Origin of the sequence: Pseudoxanthomonas sp. 3HH-4 (genome assembly GCF_006716465.1) — a bacterium.
Lineage (GTDB): Bacteria > Pseudomonadota > Gammaproteobacteria > Xanthomonadales > Xanthomonadaceae > Pseudoxanthomonas_A.
The window spans coordinates 107,123-128,437 of the sequence record NZ_VFPB01000003.1; the positions used below are offsets into that span (position 1 = coordinate 107,123).

The 21,315-nt window shown below is 65.6% G+C and carries 23 protein-coding genes and 2 tRNA genes; 10 read left to right on the forward strand and 15 right to left on the reverse strand.

The annotated features are described in order from the left end of the window. Positions 1-15 precede the first annotated feature (15 nt). The 4 genes from FB548_RS10430 to FB548_RS10445 are packed head-to-tail and all read right to left on the reverse strand — an operon-like array spanning position 16 to position 2,075. Positions 16-270 (reverse strand): acyl carrier protein, encoded by a 255-nt coding sequence (locus FB548_RS10430; protein WP_142124725.1) that lies wholly within the window; start codon positions 268-270, stop codon positions 16-18. Between the two features lie 24 nt (positions 271-294). Beyond that, a complete protein-coding gene (locus tag FB548_RS10435; RefSeq protein ID WP_142124726.1) occupies positions 295-555 on the reverse strand; it encodes a phosphopantetheine-binding protein in 261 nt (86 codons plus the stop codon). Further along, a complete protein-coding gene (locus FB548_RS10440; protein WP_142124727.1) occupies positions 542-1,339 on the reverse strand; it encodes a lysophospholipid acyltransferase family protein in 798 nt (265 codons plus the stop codon). The genes FB548_RS10435 and FB548_RS10440 overlap by 14 nt, the downstream gene beginning before the upstream one ends. After that, positions 1,332-2,075 carry a beta-ketoacyl synthase chain length factor gene (locus FB548_RS10445; RefSeq protein ID WP_142124728.1) on the reverse strand — a complete coding sequence of 248 codons (744 nt, stop codon included), beginning with the start codon at positions 2,073-2,075 and terminating at the stop codon, positions 1,332-1,334. Before FB548_RS10445 ends, FB548_RS10440 begins: the two co-directional genes overlap by 8 nt. Positions 2,076-2,215: 140 nt before the next feature. Between FB548_RS10445 and FB548_RS10450 the strand changes: the two genes are divergently transcribed. From FB548_RS10450 to FB548_RS10460, 3 genes are all read left to right on the forward strand, one after another. After that, positions 2,216-2,291, forward strand: a tRNA-Ala gene (locus tag FB548_RS10450). 54 nt (positions 2,292-2,345) lie between these two features. Further along, positions 2,346-2,421, forward strand: a tRNA-Glu gene (locus FB548_RS10455). Between the two features lie 210 nt (positions 2,422-2,631). Beyond that, the gene (locus tag FB548_RS10460; RefSeq protein ID WP_142124729.1) at positions 2,632-2,859 is read left to right on the forward strand and encodes a hypothetical protein; all 228 of its coding nucleotides are present in this window, start codon (positions 2,632-2,634) and stop codon (positions 2,857-2,859) included. Positions 2,860-2,883: 24 nt separating this feature from the next. On the opposite strand, the gene FB548_RS10465 is transcribed toward FB548_RS10460, so the two are convergent. Together FB548_RS10465 and FB548_RS10470 are read right to left on the reverse strand one after the other, a co-directional pair. Further along, positions 2,884-3,366: a DUF1249 domain-containing protein gene (locus FB548_RS10465; RefSeq protein WP_142124730.1), complete on the reverse strand. Its 483-nt coding sequence runs from the start codon at positions 3,364-3,366 to the stop codon at positions 2,884-2,886. Between the two features lie 114 nt (positions 3,367-3,480). Then, entirely contained in the window at positions 3,481-4,302 is an 822-nt protein-coding gene (locus FB548_RS10470) for a pyruvate, water dikinase regulatory protein (RefSeq protein ID WP_142124731.1), read from the reverse strand. A 153-nt stretch (positions 4,303-4,455) separates the two neighbouring features. Here FB548_RS10470 and ppsA point away from each other — a divergent pair, with 153 nt between their 5' ends. Both ppsA and FB548_RS10480 read left to right on the forward strand, forming a co-directional pair. Continuing rightward, entirely contained in the window at positions 4,456-6,846 is a 2,391-nt protein-coding gene (ppsA, locus tag FB548_RS10475; RefSeq protein WP_142124732.1) for a phosphoenolpyruvate synthase, read from the forward strand. A gap of 93 nt (positions 6,847-6,939) precedes the next feature. After that, entirely contained in the window at positions 6,940-7,890 is a 951-nt protein-coding gene (locus FB548_RS10480) for a mechanosensitive ion channel domain-containing protein (protein WP_255470497.1), read from the forward strand. Between the two features lie 57 nt (positions 7,891-7,947). Here the strand turns inward: FB548_RS10480 and orn are convergent, their stop codons facing one another. Next, positions 7,948-8,511 (reverse strand): oligoribonuclease, encoded by a 564-nt coding sequence (gene orn / locus FB548_RS10485; RefSeq protein WP_142124734.1) that lies wholly within the window; start codon positions 8,509-8,511, stop codon positions 7,948-7,950. Between the two features lie 100 nt (positions 8,512-8,611). Between orn and FB548_RS10490 the strand changes: the two genes are divergently transcribed. Next, positions 8,612-9,082 (forward strand): DUF2721 domain-containing protein, encoded by a 471-nt coding sequence (locus FB548_RS10490; protein ID WP_142124735.1) that lies wholly within the window; start codon positions 8,612-8,614, stop codon positions 9,080-9,082. Here FB548_RS10490 and tadA read toward each other — a convergent pair. Further along, entirely contained in the window at positions 9,079-9,546 is a 468-nt protein-coding gene (tadA, locus tag FB548_RS10495) for a tRNA adenosine(34) deaminase TadA (protein ID WP_255470498.1), read from the reverse strand. The two genes, FB548_RS10490 and tadA, sit on opposite strands and share 4 nt — an antisense overlap. A 224-nt stretch (positions 9,547-9,770) precedes the next feature. Here tadA and FB548_RS10500 point away from each other — a divergent pair, with 224 nt between their 5' ends. Continuing rightward, positions 9,771-10,637 carry a right-handed parallel beta-helix repeat-containing protein gene (locus FB548_RS10500; protein ID WP_185742083.1) on the forward strand — a complete coding sequence of 289 codons (867 nt, stop codon included), beginning with the start codon at positions 9,771-9,773 and terminating at the stop codon, positions 10,635-10,637. Positions 10,638-10,706: 69 nt separating this feature from the next. Here FB548_RS10500 and guaA read toward each other — a convergent pair whose 3' ends face one another. From guaA to folD, 3 genes are all read right to left on the reverse strand, one after another. Continuing rightward, on the reverse strand, positions 10,707-12,272 hold the full coding sequence (gene guaA, locus FB548_RS10505) for a glutamine-hydrolyzing GMP synthase (RefSeq protein ID WP_142124737.1): 1,566 nt from the start codon (positions 12,270-12,272) through the stop codon (positions 10,707-10,709). A gap of 60 nt (positions 12,273-12,332) precedes the next feature. Next, positions 12,333-13,790, reverse strand: coding sequence for an IMP dehydrogenase (gene guaB, locus FB548_RS10510; protein ID WP_142125045.1), 1,458 nt, complete (start codon positions 13,788-13,790; stop codon positions 12,333-12,335). Between the two features lie 192 nt (positions 13,791-13,982). After that, positions 13,983-14,840 (reverse strand): bifunctional methylenetetrahydrofolate dehydrogenase/methenyltetrahydrofolate cyclohydrolase FolD, encoded by an 858-nt coding sequence (gene folD, locus FB548_RS10515; RefSeq protein WP_255470499.1) that lies wholly within the window; start codon positions 14,838-14,840, stop codon positions 13,983-13,985. 136 nt (positions 14,841-14,976) lie between these two features. Here folD and FB548_RS10520 point away from each other — a divergent pair, with 136 nt between their 5' ends. Then, a complete protein-coding gene (locus FB548_RS10520; RefSeq protein ID WP_142124739.1) occupies positions 14,977-15,273 on the forward strand; it encodes a DUF1244 domain-containing protein in 297 nt (98 codons plus the stop codon). Further along, the gene (locus FB548_RS10525; protein ID WP_255470500.1) at positions 15,266-16,060 is read left to right on the forward strand and encodes an alpha/beta hydrolase; all 795 of its coding nucleotides are present in this window, start codon (positions 15,266-15,268) and stop codon (positions 16,058-16,060) included. The genes FB548_RS10520 and FB548_RS10525 overlap by 8 nt, the downstream gene beginning before the upstream one ends. A gap of 9 nt (positions 16,061-16,069) precedes the next feature. Here the strand turns inward: FB548_RS10525 and FB548_RS10530 are convergent, their stop codons facing one another. The 3 genes from FB548_RS10530 to FB548_RS10540 all read right to left on the reverse strand — a co-directional run bounded on the left by FB548_RS10530 (position 16,070) and on the right by FB548_RS10540 (position 19,086). Next, positions 16,070-17,911: a monovalent cation:proton antiporter-2 (CPA2) family protein gene (locus FB548_RS10530; RefSeq protein WP_142124740.1), complete on the reverse strand. Its 1,842-nt coding sequence runs from the start codon at positions 17,909-17,911 to the stop codon at positions 16,070-16,072. Between the two features lie 31 nt (positions 17,912-17,942). Continuing rightward, positions 17,943-18,248, reverse strand: a complete 306-nt coding sequence (locus FB548_RS10535) for a hypothetical protein (RefSeq protein ID WP_221625946.1) — start codon at positions 18,246-18,248, stop codon at positions 17,943-17,945. A gap of 64 nt (positions 18,249-18,312) precedes the next feature. Beyond that, positions 18,313-19,086, reverse strand: coding sequence for an SDR family oxidoreductase (locus FB548_RS10540; RefSeq protein WP_142124742.1), 774 nt, complete (start codon positions 19,084-19,086; stop codon positions 18,313-18,315). 112 nt (positions 19,087-19,198) lie between these two features. Between FB548_RS10540 and FB548_RS10545 the strand changes: the two genes are divergently transcribed. Then, the gene (locus FB548_RS10545) at positions 19,199-20,149 is read left to right on the forward strand and encodes an AraC family transcriptional regulator (protein WP_142124743.1); all 951 of its coding nucleotides are present in this window, start codon (positions 19,199-19,201) and stop codon (positions 20,147-20,149) included. Here FB548_RS10545 and moeB read toward each other — a convergent pair whose 3' ends face one another. Further along, a complete protein-coding gene (moeB, locus tag FB548_RS10550) occupies positions 20,150-21,286 on the reverse strand; it encodes a molybdopterin-synthase adenylyltransferase MoeB (protein ID WP_142124744.1) in 1,137 nt (378 codons plus the stop codon). It abuts the gene before it with no gap. Positions 21,287-21,315 lie beyond the last annotated feature (29 nt).

Consider the following 21,315-nt stretch of genomic DNA (forward strand, 5'->3'; position numbering starts at 1 on the left):
GGAGGCGGCCTGCGCTCAGGCGGCTTGGTCGCGGATCAGGCCGTACAGCACGTCCACGATGTCCTGCACCGTGCGCACCGACTTGAAGGCATCCGGCTGCAGGCTGCGCCCCAGCAGCGGCTTGAGCTGCACGATCAGGTCCACCGCATCGATGCTGTCGATGTCGAGGTCGTCGTAGAGACGGGCCTCGGGCGTGATGCGCGCGGGCTCGATCTCGAAGCTGTCATGCAGGATCGTGACGATCCGGTCGAAAAGTTCGTTCTTGGTCATCTTGCCAGTCCTACCCGTGCCTGCTCAGGCCTTGCCTTGCGAGGCGACGAAATCCGCCAACGCGCGCACGCTGGCGAAATGCCGACGGGTTTCCTGCGAGTCGGCAGAGAGCGCCACGCCATAACGCTTCTGCAGCGCCAGGCCCAGTTCGAGCGCATCGATCGAATCCAGGCCAAGGCCTTCCACGAACAGCGGCGCGCTGGTGTCGATGTCGTCCGGGGAAATGTCCTCCAGCGACAACGAAGAAATGATCAATTCCTTGATCTCGTGCTCAAGTGCCTGCACGCGATGGATCTCCCGCAAAGTAGATGGCCAGATGTTCCGTGAGCCGCCGGGCTGCCAGCGCCTCTCCCCCCGCCGATGGGTCCGCCCCCTCCGTTCCATTCAGGAACGGGGCGATCGGCAGGTCTTCCTGAACATCGATCACCATATGGAACCGCACCGGCGGCACACGATACCACTTATCCCCTTTCCCCAACGTCGGTGGCGAGCAGGTGATGCGTACCGGGGTGATGTCCAGTCTGCCGCGCACCGCGATGTTGGCGGCGCCCCGCTGCAGCTTCAACGGCTGTCCCGGCGTGGTCCGCGTGCCCTCGGGGAAGACGACCAGCGTGCCGCCCGCCCGCACTGCGGCGATGCAGTCCTCGACCAGCCCCGCACCGTCGTCGTTGGATACGTAGCCTGCGGCCCGCACCGGCCCGCGCATGAACGGGTTGCGCGCGACCGCGGACTTCACCACGCAATCAGCGTTCGGCAACAGCGACACCAGCAGGACCACGTCGATCAGAGAGGGATGGTTGGCCAGCACCAGCAGACTGTCGCGCGCCAGGCGCTCGCGTCCGCGGATCTCGTAAGTCATCACGCCCAGCCGCCGCATCAGTTCGACATGCGCGGCAAAGCTGCGCTGGACGAGGCGGCGCGACCAGCGCCGGCGTCGCTCCGGGTCGCGCACCAGCCATAGGAGGGGCGGCAAGACGCAGGCGCCCAACAGCAGGCCGCCAACTCCAAACGCCAGGAAGCTCAGCCCGGTCCCGACGACACGCCACGCATGATCCAGCCGGTCACGCATCACGCCGCCACTGCCACGCCATCCCGTCGCTGATCCAGCGCAGGGAAGGGTCGCCGGACAACAGGAAACGCAGGACATCCAGGCCATGCGGCAAGTGACTGGCTCCTGCATCCGTCTCGCCGGCAACGCCTTCGCTTCCCCACCCGAGTCGCAACGCGGGCGCAGCGCCATCGGCAGGCGCCAATCGCCAGCACCATGCAAAGCCGGCATCCGGCTCATCCGGAAACCCCGCATAGATTGCCGGCAACGGAGCGTCGTAGACGACCAGCATCACTTCCGGCGCGCCGTCTGCGAGCAACGCGGCGGCCTCCACGCATGCGGTTTCGACGGTCGCCATGCCGCCCGCCAGCGCAATGTAATTGCCGCGCTCGCGCCGGAGGATGGAATACAGGGCGGCGATCGCATTGTGGACCGACAGGCCGAACGTCGTCGGCGATGGCGGCTGCTCAGCCGCGAGTGCTTCGAGCAGTTCCATCGAGCGCGCCACGTCGCCATGCCGGGACGCGAACACCATCGGTACGCCATGTTCTTCCGCGTGCTGGCACCAGCATGCCGTCTGGATCGCCATCCGACCGAGCCGCTCGATGCGACGGCGCTGCATGGCCGGCACTTCTGCGAGCGCGGGCGTGTCGTCCCCCACCGGCAGCCAGGGCGCCGTGGCCCAGGCGCGCCATGCGTCGTGGTCCACCAGTCCCGGTGCCCATGCGCTCCATTCCTTCACTGAGAAACCGATCATCCGCCGCGCAAAGCCCCGCCGATTCCGAATCGCCCTATTTCACCCGCATGCCCGGAGATTCGCCAGTTGTGAATTTTTTCGTAAGGGATGCTTGCGCATCGCAAAGAGGCTGGCTATCATTTCGCTCCTGCCAGCACGTTGGGGCCATAGCTCAGCTGGGAGAGCGCCTGCATGGCATGCAGGAGGTCGGCGGTTCGATCCCGCCTGGCTCCACCAACATCCGGACAATAGGCCGTCCGGAATGAAAAACCTGGCAACATTTTTACGTGTGTCCCCATCGTCTAGAGGCCTAGGACATTACCCTTTCACGGTAGCGACCGGGGTTCGAATCCCCGTGGGGACGCCAACTATCTTGCAGGCCCGGGAAACCGGGCCTCTTTTTTTTCGTTTTTCCCGGTTGAAGGATCGTAACGCGGCTTTCGCAGGCATTTACAAGAAACTCACCGCAAACGGCGTAGAAGCGACTCCACGCTTCCTTCCCTCGCAATGGATCGGCAGGCGCGTGTACCCCATAGGTGCAATCGAAGCTGGTGCCCCTTTGCCGGAGCCTGCCGTCATGACACACGATTCCCTTGCCGACGAACTGGTCGCGCAGCTCCCGATCAACCGCGATACGCGGTGGACCGCGGGTTCGCTTGGCCTGGACGAAGCCGCATTCGACGCCGTCGCCCAGCGCCTGCTCGAACTCGAAACGCTGGGCGCCGTCGACGTGATGAACCTGTCGCGCGACGCGAACAACGGACTTCGCCGCCTCAATGCCATACGCTTCATGCGGGTGGCCTGAGCTCAGGCTTGGGCAGGTTGCGCGTCAGGCGACGTCGCGCGTGACGGTTGCCGGGTGCAGCGTCGCCACGCCATGGCCCTGTCCCGCCAGGTATTCAAGCCATTTGCCCAGGAACGTATTCATGCGCATGCGATGGCTGATCACTTCCGCCGGTGGCGGATACAGACCGATGACATCCTGCCAGCGCCTGCCGACATAACAGTGCGTGGCTTCCGCCTGGTGCGCGTCGCGGTACAGGCGCACGAAAGCGGAAGGATCGGGTTCGCCCGTGAGCGGATCGCAGAGGTCATAGGTCAGTCGCAGTTCCACCGTGTAGCGGTGCGTCTCGATGACCTCCAGGCGCACGTCCAGCCCGTCGCCGATGCTGGACAGGTAGGTTCCCGGCTGCAGGTGCTCCGGCGCGAACAGCCGCGTAAGCCGCGCATGGTTCTCCGCGTAGAGCGCCATCAGCCAGCCGAAGCGGCTCAGCCGGGGGATGCGTGCGGTGCGTGCGAGGGCCTGGGACATGGGGCGATCCTACACGCCGAACCACGTGCGCGGCAGCATTGACGACCCGCGGCGTGCGGCCTAAGTTAAGGGTTCCCCGGCGTTGCTTTCCGGGCCCACGCAAGCGCCCTCCCCTCAGTACATGTCGCGCTGCAGGCCCAGCGTCGACAGGACCTTGCTCGAGATCTCCTCGATCGACTTGTTGGTCGTACTGAGCGTCGGCAGGCGCTCCACCTGGAACATCGCCTCGGCGGCAGCGACCTCGCGCTTGCAGGTTTCCATCTTGGCGTAGCTGGAGTTCGGACGCCGCTCCTGGCGGATCTGGTGCAGGCGGTCAGGATCGATGGTCAGCGCGAACAGTTTGCGGCGATACGGACGCAGGCGCGCAGGCAGGCGATCGGTTTCCAGATCGCCGTCGGTCAATGGGTAGTTGGCTGCGCGGATGCCGTAGTGCAGCGCCAGGTACACGCACGTCGGCGTTTTTCCGGCGCGCGAGACGGCCACCAGGATGACGTCGGCCTCGTCATAGTTCACCGCCATGCCGTCGTCGTGGGTCAGCGCGAAGTTCATCGCGTTGATGCGGCGATGGTAGGTCTCGAAATCGACCAGGCCATGCGCCTGGCCCACCCGCGACTGCCGCTGCTGGCCCAGTTCGCGCTCCAGCGGTTCGATGAAGGGCGCGAAGACGTCCAGCATCAACGCACCGCTCTCCGCGATCAGCGCGCTCAGCGACGGATCCACGCAGGAATTGATGACGATGGGCCGGCTGCCGAGCTTCTCACCCATGCGGCGGATGCGGTCGGCGGCGTCCCGGGCTTTCTCTTCGTCATCAACGAAGGACAGCCGGTCCGTCTGGAAACGCATGCCGGCGAACTGGGTCAGCAGGCTGTGGCCGATGGTCTCGGCGGTGATACCGGTACCATCCGAGACGTAGAACACCGCACGCAGCTCAGACATGGCCACCCGTTCCCTGCTTCACCATGGAAATCCCCTTCAGATCAAGCTTGTCTGCAATTGGTATGCACTGCATCATAGCGCCTCTTTCCCCATGGACACGGCCCCCACGCCGGTGGTCATCGGCATGGCGCGGCCTGCTTCGGAGCATTGCGCTTGAACGAGAACATCCTGTGGTTGCACGAGCTGCGCCTGGCCGACCTGGCACGCGTGGGTGGCAAGAATTCGTCGCTGGGCGAAATGATCGGCCACTTGGCCAATCTGGGGGTGTCGGTTCCGGGAGGCTATGCGACCACGGCGGAGGCCTTCAAGGCCTTCATCGCCCACAACGACCTGTCCAAGCGCATCTTCGACAAGCTTGCCACGCTGGATGTCGAAGACGTGGCGGCGCTGACGGCCGCCGGCAAGGAGATCCGTGGGTGGGTCATCGATGCGCCGCTGCAGCCCGATCTGGACGCCGACATCCGCACCGCCTACGCCAAGCTGTCCGCGGATAACGGTGGCGGCGACATCGCGGTGGCGGTGCGCTCGTCGGCCACCGCCGAAGACCTTCCCGACGCTTCGTTCGCCGGCCAGCAGGAAACCTTCCTCAACGTCACCGGCGCCGACGATGTCGTGCACAAGGTGAAGGAAGTCTTCGCCAGCCTCTACAACGACCGTGCCATCGCCTACCGCGTGCACCACGGCTTCAAGCACGAGGACGTGTTCCTGTCCGCCGGTGTGCAGCTGATGGTGCGCTCCGGCGTCGGCGCGTCGGGCGTGCTGTTCACGCTTGACACCGAATCCGGCTTCCGCGACGTCGTCTTCGTCACTTCGAGCTTTGGCTTGGGCGAAATGGTCGTGCAGGGCGCGGTGAACCCGGATGAATTCTACGTCTACAAGCCCACCCTGAAGCGGGGCAAGCCGGCGATCCTGCGCCGCTCGCTGGGCAGCAAGGCGCTGCGCATGGTGTATTCGGACGTGCCGGGCGAGCGCGTCCGCACCGAAGACACGCCGGCAGAGCTGCGCAACACGTTCTCCATCAGCGACGCCGACGTGCAGGAACTGTCGAAGCAGGCGCTGGTGATCGAGCAGCACTACGGCCGCCCGATGGATATCGAGTGGGCGAAGGATGGCGTGACCGGCAAGCTCTTCATCGTGCAGGCACGCCCGGAAACGGTGAAGTCGCGCGCGAAGGCGACGCAGATCGAACGCTACGCGCTGGAGCAACGCGGCGAGGTAATCGCCGAAGGCCGGGCCATCGGCCAGAAGATCGGCAGTGGCGTCGCGCGTGTCGTACGTTCGCTGGATGACATGGCCCGCGTGCAGCCGGGCGACGTGCTGGTCGCCGACATGACCGACCCCGACTGGGAGCCGGTGATGAAGCGTGCCAGCGCCATCGTCACCAACCGGGGGGGCCGCACCTGCCACGCCGCGATCATCGCGCGCGAACTCGGCGTGCCCGCCGTCGTCGGTACCGGCAATGCGCTGGACCTGATCCAGGACGGCGTCGAGGTCACGGTGAGCTGTGCCGAGGGCGACACCGGCTTCATCTACGCCGGCAAGCTGCCTTTCGAGCGCACCACGACCGACTTGGCGGCGATGCCCGAGGCGCCGCTGAAGATCATGATGAATGTCGCCAACCCCGAGCGCGCCTTCGATTTCGGCCAGTTGCCCAACGCCGGCATAGGCCTGGCGCGCCTGGAAATGATCATCGCCAGCCACATTGGCGTGCATCCGCTGGCGCTGCTGGAATACGACCGCCAGGACCTGGATGTCCGCAAGAAAATCGACGCCAAGACCGCCGGCTATGCCGACCCAGTCAGCTTCTACGTCGATCGTCTGGCCGAAGGCATCGCCACCATCACCGCGTCGGTCGCACCGCACCCGGTGATCGTGCGCCTTTCGGACTTCAAGTCCAACGAGTACGCCAATCTGATCGGTGGCACGCGCTACGAACCGCATGAGGAGAACCCGATGATCGGCTTCCGCGGCGCCAGCCGCTACGTCGATCCGTCGTTCGAGCCGGCGTTCGCGCTCGAATGCCAGGCCGTGCGCCGCGTACGCGACGAGATGGGCCTGGACAACCTGTGGGTCATGATTCCGTTCGTGCGCACGTTGGAGGAAGGCCGCAAGGTCATCGACGTGCTGGCCAAACACGGCCTGCGCCAGGGCGATGGCGCTACCGATGGAAAGCCGGGCCTCAAGATCATCATGATGTGCGAAGTGCCGTCGAATGCCCTGCTGGCCGACGAGTTCCTGGATATCTTCGACGGCTTCTCGATCGGCTCCAACGACCTCACCCAGCTGACGCTGGGCCTGGACCGCGATTCCAGCATCGTCGCCAACCTATTCGACGAGCGGAACCCTGCCGTGAAGAAGCTGCTGTCGATGGCGATCAAGGCCGCGCGCGCCAAGGGCAAGTACGTCGGCATCTGTGGTCAGGGCCCCAGCGACCACCCCGATCTGGCCGAATGGCTGATGGCCGAGGGCATCGAGTCGGTATCGCTGAACCCGGATACCGTGGTTGATACCTGGCTGCGGCTGGCGAAGAAGAAGGCAAGCTGATCCGCTGCGATCATCTTCACGCAAACGCGGTTACCATCACCCTGTAAACCCGGCACGCCCCTGATGGGGCGTGCTGCATTTCAGGAGTCCTGCATGTCCGCGTCCACCACCACGCCCCCTGCCCTCCCCGACATCCCCACCGAACCGACGGTGCTGCTCAACGAGCTGCGTGGCATCGACTGGCTTCAACTGCTGGAAACCTGGGGCCTCAAGCTGCTCGCTGCGGCCGTCATCTTCCTGGTGGGAATGTGGCTGGCCAAGCGACTGAGTACTGGGCTCGAGCGCGTCCTGGTCCGTACCCAGGCCGACACGACCCTGGGCGGATTCCTGCGCCGCGTCAGCTACGCGGCCATGATGGTGCTGGTCATCATTACCGTGCTTACGTCATTGGGCGTGAATCCCACCTCGATGCTCGCGGTGCTGGGTGCCGCGGGCCTCGCGGTCGGCCTGGCCTTGAAGGACTCGCTGTCGAACATCGCGTCGGGCGTCATGCTGATCGTGCTACGGCCTTTCCGCGAGGGCGATTTCGTGCAGGCGGCCGGGCTCGAGGGTGTAATCGAAGAAGTGCGAATCTTCCAGACCCGCATGCGCACCCTCGACAATCGCCTGATCGTGCTGCCGAACAGCCTCATCACTACCGCACCGATCATCAATTTCACCGCCAAGCCCCAGCGCCGCATCGACATCCTGGTAGGCGTTGGTTACGACGACGACCTCAAGCAGGCCAAGCAGGTATTGCTGGATATCGCGCACGCCAACGCGATGGTGCTGAAGGATCCGGAGCCTTTCGTCTTCGTGTCGAAACTGGGCGAAAGCAGCGTCGACCTGACGCTCTACGCCTGGGCGAAGACGAAGGATTTCGGCCAGGCACGAAGCGACCTGACGGAAGCCGTGCGCACCGAGATCATCGGCAACGGCTTGAACATCCCCTACCCGCAGCGCGACCTGCACGTATACCACCACAACGCCGACGGTACGCCGCTCACGGACATCATCACCAAGGGCGTGGTGGACGACGGCGACGTGGCGAAGCCCGCGTTGTAGGGCGGAGCTTGCTCCGCTGGAACCTGTCGTGAAGCCGAGCAAGCTCGGCCCGACGCCTCACTCGCCGGCGAGCGCCGCCATGTGCCTGCGATAGTGACGCAGCTCTTCGATGGAGTCGCGCACGTCGCTCAATGCGGTGTGGCTGGCCTGCTTGCGCACGCCTTCCAGCACCTGCGGTGCCCAGCGGCGCGCGAGTTCCTTGAGCGTGCTGACATCGAGGTTGCGGTAGTGGAAGTACTTCTCCAGCCGCGGCATCAGGCGATGCAGGAAGCGACGGTCCTGGCAGATCGAGTTGCCGCACATCGGAGAGGCGCCAGCGGGCACCCACTCGTTGAGGAACGCAACCGTATGCGCCTCGGCCTGGCCCAGGGTCACCTGGCTTTCCACCACGCGCTTCCACAAGCCCGACCTGCCATGCTGGTTGCGGTTCCAGTCGTCCATCGCCTCCAGCACCGCGACCGGGTGCGCGATCGCGAACTCCGGCCCCTCGGCGAGTACGTTCAGGCGGGAATCGGTGACCACGGTGGCGATCTCCAGGATCGAATCGCGATCGGTGTCCAGACCGGTCATCTCCAGGTCGATCCAGATCAGGCGGTCGTTGTGCGTGTTTTGCGATGCCATGCAGCAGTCCGTGACGGAAAGAAGGCCCGGATATCCGCACCGGGGATGCGGGCATGCCGCATCATGTCATCATAACGCAGACCCTTCCCGCGACCGGCCCATGAATCCGACCACCGACCACACCGTGCTCACCGCGATGCTGGCGCCGGCGTTCTTCCTGACCGCGACCGCCTCACTGCTGCTGTCAGCCAACAACCGTCTCGCACGTATCATCGATCGGGCGCGCACGCTGCTGCGTGAGCTGGCCGAGATGGAAGAAGACGCGGGGCGTGAACTGCTGGAAAAGCGGATCGCGCTGCAGCGCCAGCGCAGCCTGATCATCCTGCGCGCGGGCCAGCTGCTTTATGGCGCGATCAGCTGCTTCGTCGGCACCAGCCTGGCGGTGGCGGTGGATACGTTCACCGGGCACAGGCTGGGCTCGCTGCCTACCTGGCTCGCAGCATTGGGCGTGGTGGCGATGCTGGCCGCAAGCCTGCTGCTGGCCCGTGAATCGACCCTGGCCGTCACCGCAATCAACGAAGAGATGGACCACCGCAAGGTGAAGCGGAAGATGCCGGTCTCATCGAACTAGACCAGCGGACGTCCTCGCTTGGCGCGAAAGTAGTTGGTCAGGCGGCGACCGGCTTCGTCGCCCAGCACGCCACCGACAACCTCGACGCGATGGTTGTGGCGCGGATCCGCGACCAGATCGAACACGCTGCCGCATGCGCCGGTCTTGGGATCGGAAGCGCCAAAGACCAGCCGCGCGACCCGCGCATGCACCAGCGCCATCGCGCACATGGCGCAGGGCTCGAGCGTGACGTACAGCGTGCAGCCGACCAGCCGGTGATTGCCCAGCGCCCCGCCTGCCTGCCGCATAGCCACGATTTCGGCGTGCGCGCTGGGATCATGGTCGGCGATGTTGCGGTTCCAGCCTTCGCCCAGTACCTGTCCATCGGCGCCGATGAGCACGGCGCCGACCGGGATCTCGTCGAATTCGCGCTCGGCGCGGTCGGCCAGCGCGAAGGCGTGGCGCATCCAGTATTCGTCATCCACGTCTTCGCGTCCTGATCGCCCGTCCCATGCCAGCTCAGGGATTGTCGCCTGCAGCTCCCTCGACGCACAACGGTGAGGTGCACGGGAACATGGCGCTCGTCACAGCGATTGAGACGACATTGAATAGAATCGTCGTGGGGACTCCGCCGATACCACCGACTCGCCTTTTCAAGTGGAGGGCTAGCGCGTGCCCCATTCCATCAATCGATCACAAGGATGCGCAAATGTTCAACAAGTTCATTGCAGTGCTCGCCCTGGCCACCTTCGGCGCCCCCGCCCTCGCGCAGGAGGGGGGTACGACCACGTGCTCCACCATCATCACATCCCTGCCATACACGATCACCGCGCCCGGCAACTACTGTCTGCGCAATGATGCTGTCATCCAGAGCCACTACGGCGTCCACATCGCCTCCAGTGACGTGGTACTCAACTGTCGGGGCCGTAGCATCCAGGCAGAGACGCTGTCGGCCGGCTCGGACGGTATCGCTGGCATGCCCGGACTGGAGAACGTGACCGTGCAGAATTGCGTGGTAAGGAACTTCGACCGTGGGATCACCGCGGGTTACGAGGGTCGCAATACCCAAGTCCTCAACAATCGCGTCGAGAACGTGCTGTCCAACGGCATTGCGGTCTGGGGTCACGACGCCCGCGTGGTAAACAACCGCGTGTCCAACATCCTCCCCGACACCGCCTACCAGGTTGTCGGGATCAGCCTGTTTCCCTTTTCGCCCGAAGTTTCAGCCACCGGCCAGGAAGCCATCAACAACACCATCGCGGGCCTGACGGCCGATTACATGCTGGTGGGCATGATGATCTCCGGCTCGACCAACCCTCGCCTGGTCAACAATCATGTCCTTGATCTGCGTCGCCGCACGGACACGAACGCCATCGGAATCTGGTTCACCGGCTGGGCGCAGGGCGCGTCCACCACGGGCGGCCAGTTGATCAACAATGCATTGATGATGCGCGAGCCCGGGGTCTCGGGACTCTCGGGCCAACCCGCACTTTGCAAGGGAAACACCTCGGTAGGCATCGCCGTGTCGGGCTTCGAGTCCTGCCTGGTGCGCGCAGACAACACCACCATCCAGTGACGCGTCAGACCGCCGGAAGAGATTCCGGCGGATTTCCTCGCGGCGGCGGCCATGCGCCGCCGCCATCCATCATTCCCACTCGATCGTCGCGGGCGGCTTGCCCGAGATGTCGTAGACCACGCGCGACACGCCACGCAGTTCGTTGATGATGCGATTGCTCACCGTGCCCAGGAAGTCGTACGGCAGGTGCGCCCAGTGCGCGGTCATGAAATCGATCGTCTCGACCGCGCGCAGCGCGATGACCCATTCGTACGCGCGCGCGTCGCCGACCACGCCCACCGACTTCACCGGCAGGAACACCGCGAAGGCCTGCGAGGTCCTGTCGTACAGGTCAGCCTTGCGCAGTTCGTCGATGAAGATGGCATCCGCCTTGGCCAGCAGCTCCGCGTACTCGGGTTTAACCTCGCCGAGAATGCGCACACCCAGGCCCGGACCCGGGAACGGATGGCGGTAGACCATCGTGCGCGGCAGGCCGAGCTCGACGCCAAGGCGGCGCACTTCGTCCTTGAACAGCTCGCGCAGCGGCTCCACCAGGCCCAGCTTCATGTGCTCGGGCAGGCCGCCGACGTTGTGGTGGCTCTTGATGACGTGCGCCTTGCCGGTCTTGCTGCCGGCCGACTCGATCACGTCCGGGTAGATCGTGCCCTGCGCCAGCCACTTGGCGTTCTTCAGCTTGTTCGATTCCTCTTCGAAAATCTCGACGAACAGGTTGCCGATGATCTTGCGCTTGGCTTCCGGGTCGGCAACCCCTTCCAGCGCCTTGAAATAGCGGTCCGCCGCGTTGACGCGCACGACCTTCACGCCCATGTGCTCGGCGAACATCGCCATCACCTGGTCGCCTTCCTGCCAGCGCAGCAGGCCTGTATCGACGAACACGCAGGTCAGCTGGTCGCCGATGGCCTTGTGCAGCAGTGCCGCAACCACAGAGGAATCGACACCACCGGACAGGCCAAGGATCACTTCATCGGAACCCACCTGCTCGCGCACGCGGGCGATCTGGTCCTCGATGATGTTGGCGGCCGTCCACAATGTCTTGCAACCGCAGATGTCGGCAACAAAGCGGCGCAGCAGCGTCTGGCCCTGCTTGGTGTGCGTCACTTCCGGATGGAACTGCACGCCGTACCAGTGCTTTTCTTCCAGCGCCATCGCCGCGACCGGGATACGGTCGGTGGTGGCGGTGATCGTCCAGCCCGGCGGCGCCTTCGCGACGTGATCGCCATGGCTCATCCACACATCGATGCGCGGCTCACCCTGGTGGTCGCTCAGGCCGCCCAGCAGCGCGTCGTGTGCAACCAGCTGCACTTCGGCGTGGCCGAATTCGCGCGCGTCCGCGGCCTCCGTCGCGCCGCCCAGCTGTGCGGCCAGCGTCTGCATGCCATAGCAGATGCCCAGGATCGGCAGGCCGCTGTCGAATACCTGCTGCGGCGCGGCGGGGGCGCCATGCTGGGTGGTCGATTCCGGGCCGCCCGACAGGATGATGCCCTTGGCGCCGAACTTCGCGATTTCGTCCGGGTCGTGGTCCCACGCCCAGATCTCGCAGTAGACGCCGATCTCGCGGATGCGGCGGGCGATCAGCTGCGTGTACTGCGCGCCGAAGTCTAGGATGAGGATCTTGTCGGTGTGGATATTCGTCATGGTGTCCTGCGGCTATAAACGAAGAAGGGAAACGCTGGCGTCTCCCTTCTCTGGCAACGATCAGCCCATCCGATAATTCGGTGGTTCCTTGGTGATCTGCACATCGTGCACGTGGCTCTCGCGCTGGCCGGCGCCCGTGATCACCACGAACCTCGGCTTGGCGCGCATCTCCTCGATGGTGGCGCAGCCCACGTAGCCCATCGTGGCGCGCAGGCCGCCGACGAGCTGGTGGATGATGCCGCCGACCGAACCGCGGTACGGCACGCGGCCCTCGATGCCTTCCGGCACCAGCTTGTCGGCATCGCTGGCGTCCTGGAAATAGCGGTCCTTCGACCCCTTCTCCATCGCGCCCAGGCTGCCCATGCCGCGGTAGCTCTTGTAGCTGCGGCCCTGGAACAGTTCGACTTCGCCCGGCGCTTCCTCGGTGCCGGCGAACAGGCCGCCGATCATCACCGTGGATGCGCCAGCGGCGATCGCCTTGCCGATGTCACCGGAGTAGCGGATGCCGCCGTCGGCGATCAGCGGGATGCGGTCCTGCAGGGCTTCGGCCACCATGTCGATGGCGGTGATCTGCGGCACGCCCACGCCCGCCACCATGCGGGTGGTGCAGATGGAGCCCGGGCCCACGCCCACTTTCACCGCGTCGGCGCCGGCGTCCATCAGCGCCAGTGCGGCATCGCCGGTGACGATGTTGCCGCCGATGATCTGCAGATGCGGGAAGCGCTTCTTGACCCAGCTGACGCGGTCGAGCACGCCCTGCGAGTGGCCGTGCGCGGTGTCGACGATGATGACGTCGACGCCCGCGGCCACCAGCGCTTCGACGCGCTGGTCGGTGTCGCCGCCAACGCCCACCGCGGCGCCGACGACCAGGCGACTGGCGCTGTCCTTGGCGGCGTTGGGATTGTCGGTCTTCTTCTGGATGTCCTTGACGGTGATCAGGCCGCGCAGGTCGAAGGCGTCGTTCACCACCAGCACCTTCTCGATGCGGTGCCTGTGCAGCAGCTGCAGCACTTCGTCGTCGCTGGCGCCTTCCTTCACCGTGACCAGGCGATCCTTCTTGGTCATGATGTGGCGCACCGGATCGTCGAGCTTCTTCTCGAAGCGCATGTCGCGGCTGGTGACGATGCCGACCAGCTGGCCACCGTCGACGACCGGCACGCCGGAGATGTTGCGCGCGCGGGTGAGCTTGAGCACTTCGGCAATCGTGGTTTCGGGCCCGACGGTGAAGGGCTCCTTGATCACGCCGGCTTCGAACTTCTTGACCTTGGCCACTTCAGCGGCCTGCTGTTCGACGGTCAGGTTCTTGTGCAGGATGCCGATGCCGCCCAACTGGGCCATGGCGATGGCCAGGCGCGCCTCGGTGACGGTGTCCATGGCGGCCGAAACGATCGGCAGCTTCAGTCGCAGGTCGCGCGTGAGGCGCGTTTCCAGGCTGACATCCTTGGGCAGGACGGTGGAATGGGCGGGGACGAGGGAAACGTCGTCGTACGTCAGTGCTTCAGCCTGGATGCGCAGCATCGGCGGGCCCGGATAGTTGGGGAAGCGCGGCATTATACCCTGATCGGCGGGGCTTCCGCCTGCTGCGGCAACTGGAACGATGCTTTCCCGTTGCCTGTCATGGGCACGTGGGAGCGACGTCAGTCGCGATAGGGCCACCGGTAAAGCCCCATCGCGACTGACATCGCTCCCACAAAGCCCCTCGGCCGCCTTTCAGGCGCGTGCTTCAGCCGCTTCCAGCGTGTTCTGCATCAGCGTGGCCACGGTCATCGGACCCACCCCGCCCGGCACGGGCGTAATCCAGCTGGCGCGCTCGACGGCCGCCTCGAAGCCGACATCGCCCACCAGTCGGCCATCGTCCAGCCGGTTGATGCCGACATCGATCACCACGGCCCCGGGCTTGACCCATTCGCCCGGAACAAGGCCAGGCTTGCCCGCGGCGACCACCAGGATGTCGGCATCGCCGACCCGGGCCTGCAGCACGTCGCGCGGGGTGAACTTGTGGCAGCTGGTGACGGTGCAGCCGGCGATCAGCAGTTCCAGCGCCATCGGGCGGCCGACGTGGTTGCTGACGCCGACGATGGTGGCGTTGCGGCCACGCACCGGCTGGTCGGTATACCCGAGCAGCGTCGTGATACCGCGCGGCGTGCACGGCCGCAGGCCGAACTGGCGCAGGGCCAGGTGGCCGACGTTGGCTGGATGGAACCCGTCCACGTCCTTGCGCGGGTCGATCCGTTCGATCAGGCGCGTGGCGTCCGGAATGCCCGGCAGCGGAAGCTGCACCAGGATGCCGTGGATCTTCGGATCCGCATTCAGCTGGTCGATCAGGCCCAGCAGCTGCGCCTCGGAGGTACCTTCCGGCATGTCGTAGTCGTAGGCGGCGATGCCTACCTTTTCCGCCGCGCGGCGCTTGTTGCGCACGTAAACGGTGGAAGCGGGATCTCCGCCCACCAGCACCACGGCCAGGCCGGGGCGCGCCTGGCCCGCGGCCACCCGCGCGTCCACCCGGACCTTCAGTTGGTCGAGCAGGTTTTCGGCGATGCGGCGGCCGTCCAGAATTCGGGCAGTCATGGGGAGGTGCGATGTAGAGTCGGTGCACATTGTCCCCGATTCCATCCCCATGTTGTAGGAGCTCCCCATGGGCGCGATGCTGTTCCCCTTCGCCTCAAAGGCATCGCGCCCAAGGGGCACCCTATGGAACAAGGCCATGACTGACACCACCGCACTGGAAGCCGCCGCGTTCCGGCGCCTGCTCAAGCACCTCAACACCGACCGCACCGATGTGCAGAACATCGACCTGATGATCCTGGCTGGCTTCTGCCGCAACTGCCTCGCGGACTGGTACCGCGAAGCGGCCGCAGAGTCGGGCATCGAGATGGACAAGGAAGAGGCGCGCGAGCGGGTCTACGGCATGCCGTTCGCCGACTGGAAGGCGCGACACCAGGCGGAGGCGACGCCGGAACAGCTGGCCGCGTTCAAGGCAGCGCAGGAACGCCATGGCTGAACATCGCGTCCGTCGCATGGCCCTATGGATCGCTGCGCTCGCGATCGCCGCCTATCTCGCCTTCTGTGCCCTGCTCTATCTGCAGCAGCGCCGCCTGATCTACTACCCAGAGTTCACCCGGGTCGCTCCGGAGCAGACGGACTTCGTCCTCGCGCGACCGGATGCGGTCCTGCGGGGCTGGGTGATCAATCCCGGCCGCAAAGATGCCGTGCTGTACTTCGGCGGCAATGCAGAGTCTGTGCAAGCCAACCGTGACGCCTTCGCCCGTTGGCTGCCGACGCATACCGTGTACCTGGTGGCCTACCGGGGATACGGCGCAAGCGACGGCGAGCCGTCGGAGGCCGCACTGCTCGCCGATGCCTTGGCGCTGCATGACGACGTCGCCAGGCGCCACCCCGCCGGCATGATCGCCGTCACGGGTCGCAGCCTGGGGAGCGGCATGGCGGTCCACTTGGCAGCCGAGCGCGACGTCGCCAACCTGATCCTGGTCACGCCATTCGACAGCCTGGTGGCGGTCGCCCAGTCGCATTACCCGATGTTCCCGGTCCGCCTGCTGCTGAAGGATCGCTACGATTCCGTCGCACGGCTGCCCGCATACAAAGGAAGGGTGCTGGTGCTGCGCGCCGGACAGGACGTGGTGGTGCCGTCGCCGCACACCGACCGCCTGCTGGCATCGTTCAAGGGGCCGGCGCAGGTGGTGGACTTTCCGCTCGCAGGCCATGACGACCTGTCGGCGGATCCCGCCTACTGGCCGGCGATCCGCGACTTTCTCACGCGCGCCGACTGATCCGGAACGCTATTCCTCTTCTTCCTCTCCGATGATCTCGGCGGCTTCCTCGTTCAGTGCCTTCGCCTCGCGCTTGGGCTTGGTGAACGGGGTCGGCGTGGGCTTGGTGGGTTTGGCGTTGCCGTAGAGCGCCGGGATGCCTGACCTGAGGTCGCCGCCCGCGATCTCCAGTTCGAGGCGCTCGGCATCCCGCCGACGGATTTCCAGTGCGATCGTCTCGGCATCTTCGCGCGACATGCCCACGCTCATCAACGCGGCCTGACCGAACTCCACCGCGGATTCGAACGTCTCCCGGATCTGGAAATCCACGCCTGCGGCGATCAGCGCCAGCGAGTGCTCGCGATCGAACGAGCGCACCAGCACCTGCGCCTGCGGGAACTCGTGCTTGACCAGTTCCACGATGCGGCTCGCCGCGTCCTTGTCGTCGATGCAGATCGCGATGGACTGCGCCGTCTGTGCGCCGCACGCGCGCAGCACATCCAGCCGCGTGCCGTCGCCGTAGTAGATCTTGAAGCCGAATTCCTCCGCGCTGCGGATCATTTCGATGTCGGTATCGATGATGGTGACGTCCACGTCGCGTGCCAGCAGCGACTGGCTCATCACCTGGCCGAAGCGGCCGAAGCCGATGATCAACACGCTGCCGCTGAGGCCTTTCGCTTCCTCGATACCTTCCATCGAGGGTTGCTCCGGATGGGTGAACCGGCGCATCAACAGCACGAACAGCGGCGTCAACGCCATCGACAGCACCACGATCGCGGTGAGGTTGGCATTGACGGTGGCATCGATGACGCCGGCCGCTGCGGCGGCAGCGAACAGCACGAAGGCGAACTCGCCGCCCTGCGCCATAAGCACCGCACGGTCGAGCGCTTCGGCATGCGAACTGCGGGTGACGCGCGCGACCATGTAGATGCAGGCGGCCTTCACCACCATCATCGCAAGCACTGCGCTGACGATGAGCGGCCAGTTGGCCGCCACCACGCCCAGGTCCAGCGCCATGCCCACGCCCAGGAAGAACAGTCCCAGCAGGATGCCGCGGAAGGGTTCGATGTCCGCCTCGATCTGGTGGCGGAACGTCGACTCGGAAAGCAGCACGCCCGCGAGGAACGCACCCATCGCCATCGACAGGCCGCCCAGTTGCATCAGCAGCGCCGCGCCCAGCACCACCAGCAGGGCCGCCGCCGTCATCACCTCCCGCGCCCTGGCCGCGGCGAGGATGCGGAAGAACGGATTCAGCAGCCAGATGCCGGCGGCGATCAAGCCCGCCAGCGATGCCACGCCGATGCCGATCGCCATCCAGCGCGAGCCCTCCTCAGGCTGCACCACCTGGGGAGACATGAAGGCCACCAGCACCAGCAATGGCACGATCAGCAAATCCTCGAACAGCAGGATCGACACCACCTTCTGGCCATGCGGCAACGCGACGTCGCCGCGCTCCGCCAGCAACTGCATGACCACCGCCGTCGAGGTCAGCACGAAGCCCATGCCACCGATGAACGAAACAGCCAACGGATAGCCAAAGGCCAGTCCCACGCCGGTCAGCAACACCGTACACACCGCGATCTGCAGCGTTCCCAGGCCGAAGATCTGCTTGCGCAGGCTCCACAGGTGGCTGGGCCGCATTTCCAGGCCGATCACGAACAGGAACATCACCACGCCGAGCTCGGCAACGTGCAGGATGGACTGCGGATCGGAGAACCACTTCAGGCCGAAAGGGCCGATCGCCAGACCGGCGGCAAGATAGCCCAACACCGATCCCAGGCCCAGGCGCCGGAAGATCGGTACGGTGACGACGGCGGCACCCAGCAGGGCGACGACACTGACCAGTTGGCTGGCACCGGATTCTGCACTCATGCGGGCAGTCTACCGGATGGACGCGCCTACCCTAACGACGCGGCGCCTTCATCGCCAGCCATGCACCTGCTCCCACAGGTATCGCGAAGATCAACAGCTGGATGGGCAACTCTTCTTGCAGCGAGTAACCGTGCGACATGCCCGTACGCAGGTTCCAGAGCACGGCGAGCAACCAGCCCAGGCTGAATAACACCGCCGCGGCACGACGTTTGGCCGGCCTGGCCAGCCACATGGCGAAGCCCGCGATCAGCAGGCCCACGACGATGAAGATCAAGGTCCGCACGGTGTAACCCTCCCCGGCAGGTGATTCGCGCGGGCCAGCCCCGCGCGCCAACATTACCGCAATCCATTACCAGACTTTCGATCCGGGAACGGGCCGCACAGCCCGCTCCCGGCCGCCCTCACTTGGTGGTGTAACCACCGTTGACGAGGATGGTCTGCCCGGTGATCCACCAACCATCGCTGACGAGGTGCCGGATGAAAGGCACCACGTCCTGGATGTCAGTCAATCCAGTCTTGCTGAAAGGCGACAGCGCTGCAGCAGTCTTGTGATACGCCACTGCATCCTCGCCCTCGGCCGGATAGAAGAACGGCGTATCCATTGGACCGGGGCCTACCGCGGTCACAGAAATGCCGCGTGCACCGAACTCCTTGGCCGCGGCACGGGTGAAGTGTTCCACCGGCGCCTTGGTGCCTGCGTACGATGCATAGAACGGCGTGAAAGCGCCGAGCAGCGAGGTCACCAGCGTGACCACCTTGCCGTTGTCGTTGACGTGCTTGCCGGCCTCCTTCAGGAAGAAAAACGCCGCCTTCGAGTTGACCGCCGCCATCTCGTCGTACTCGGCTTCCGAGATGTCGGTGATCGGCTTCTTCAGCACTTTGCCCACCGTGTTGATCGCGATGTCCGGCCGACCCACCATCGCGACCGTATCGGCGAAGAGCCGCTCGACGCCACCCGCGGTAGTCAGGTCGCCCTGCAACGCGACGGCGCGGGCACCGGCATCGCGGATCGCGGAAAGGGTCTTTTCGGCGTCGGCATGGCTCGCATCGCTGTTGTAGTGGATGGCGATGGCGACAGCACCTTGCGCAGCAAGGTCGCGGGCGATCAGGCCGCCGAGGTTCTTGGCGCCGCCGGCGATCAGGGCGACTTTGCCCCGGATGGAATGATCAGTCATGGGAATGCTCCTGGCTTGGGACGGAACCTCGCGGCGATGCCCAACAACAGGATGGGCAAGCGCCGCGAGGCGCGTCTAAGATGAGGTGAACGCACCCCGGCGGGCTTTCACGATGTCCCATCCGCTGTCAAATTCTCCGGCTTCAACTCACATTACTGAGCCGCACGCTGCCCTAGCGACCACTGCCGATCCGGAACCCGGCCAGACGCCGCAGTACCGCGTGCTGGCGCAGGCGCACTGGCCAGGCGTTGAGGTGCTGCTCTGCAAGGAAGACATCCGGCAACGCACGCTCTGGGCCATCGACGAGCCGCGCCATACCGTCATCGTCCATCTCGGCGGCACCATGCGCGAACTGGATACCGAGATCGATGGGGTCGGCGCCACCCACACGCCCCCCTCCCCGGGCGACATCTGGCTGGTCCCCGCCGGGAAACGCTATGCCAGCCAAGCGTCCGGCCAGATCATCACCTACGCAGAACTGCGCGTGTCTCCCGCCGCGGAGGTGGACGTGGGCACCGACCGGCGCGCCGCGATCGATGGCCTGATGCCGAGGCTCGGCCATCGCGACGAATTCCTGCATTACAGCGTTGCCCGCTTGGGGCGACTCAGCCAGCAGGACGACGACCTGTCGGCGATGATGGCCGAGCGCCTGCAGTTGCTGCTGCGCCAGCACCTGTATGACGTCTATCGGCTGCCCGCCACGCCAGCCACCGCGTCGATGGTGTTGTCGCCCCATATCGCACGACAGCTCAGCGACCACATCGAAAGCGCCCTGGGCGAACGCATCGCACTGTCCACGCTCGCGGCGCTCGCCGGCATGAGCGTGCACCAGTTGCTGATCGCATTCCGCCGCACCTTCGGGACCACGCCTGCGCAATACATCCTCGCGCAGCGGCTGCGCCGTGCGCGCTGGTACCTGCTCAACCGCAACGACGACATCACGGACATCGCCCTCGCCTGCGGCTTCGCCAGCCACAGCCATCTGAGTGCTGCCTTCAAGCGCGATGCCGGCATCACGCCCCGCCAGTTCCGCGACGGCCTGCGGATGCGTCCGCTGGATTGACTATCCGCTGCGGCAGAACGCCGCGTAATCGATGTAACCGGGGAACGGCCGGCCAGCGGCGCAGACCGGGCAGTCCGGATCGTGGCGCAGGCGGGTTTCGCGGAAGCGCATGGCGAGCGCATCGAAGTGCAGCAACCGGCCCGCCAGTGTTTCACCCGCACCCAGCAGCAGCTTGATCACTTCGGTGGCCTGCAACAGGCCGATCACGCCGGGCAGCACGCCCAGCACGCCGGCCTCGGCGCAGTTGGGTGCGAACTCCGGTGGAGGCGGTTCCGGGAACAGGCAGCGATAACACGGCTGCTTGCCACGATGGCGACCGGCGTCGAACACGCTCACCTGCCCTTCGAACCGCTGCACGGCGCCGTACACCAGTGGCTTGCGCAGCTTCACGCAGGCGTCGTTGAGCAGGTAGCGGGCCGGGAAGTTGTCGGCGCCATCCAGCACCACGTCCACGCCGTCGAGCAGCCGCTCGACGTTCTCTGCCGTGACGCGCTCCTCTACCGCTTCCACCTTCGTGAGCGGATTGAGTGCCGCCAGCGTCGCCTGTGCGGACGCGACCTTCGGCTCGCCGATACGGGCCTCGGTGTGCAGGATCTGGCGCTGCAGGTTGCTGCGGTCGACCACGTCATCGTCCGCGATGCGCAGGTGCCCGACACCGGCGGCGGCAAGGTAGAACGCCGCCGGCGATCCCAGTCCGCCCGCGCCGATCATCAGCACGCGTGCCTGCTGCAGGCGCTGCTGCCCTGCGACGCCGACTTCGGGCAGCAGCAGGTGGCGCGAATAACGTTCGTTGAAGTCGCGCGCTTCCTGGGACAGTGCCGGCACCACGATCACGCGACGCTCTTCGATCCAGCGCGAGGTTCCCCCGGCGACGGAAGCCAGGCGGGTATAGCCCGCCGCCGCCAGCACGCGCGCGGCTTCCAGCGATCGCCCGCCCTTCTGGCAGATCAGGATTATGTTGGCATCGCGGTCCGGCAGGTGTTCGGTGGGATCGCGCTCGAGCACACCCTTGGCGATGCCGCGTGCGCCTTCCGCCTGACCGGTGGCGCGCTCGTGGTCCTCACGGACGTCGATGAACACGCTGCCCTGCGCCAGCAGTGCGGCAACGTCCCGGGGTTCGATTTCACGGATGGCCATGCGGCGATTATCGCGCAAGTCGCCGTGCG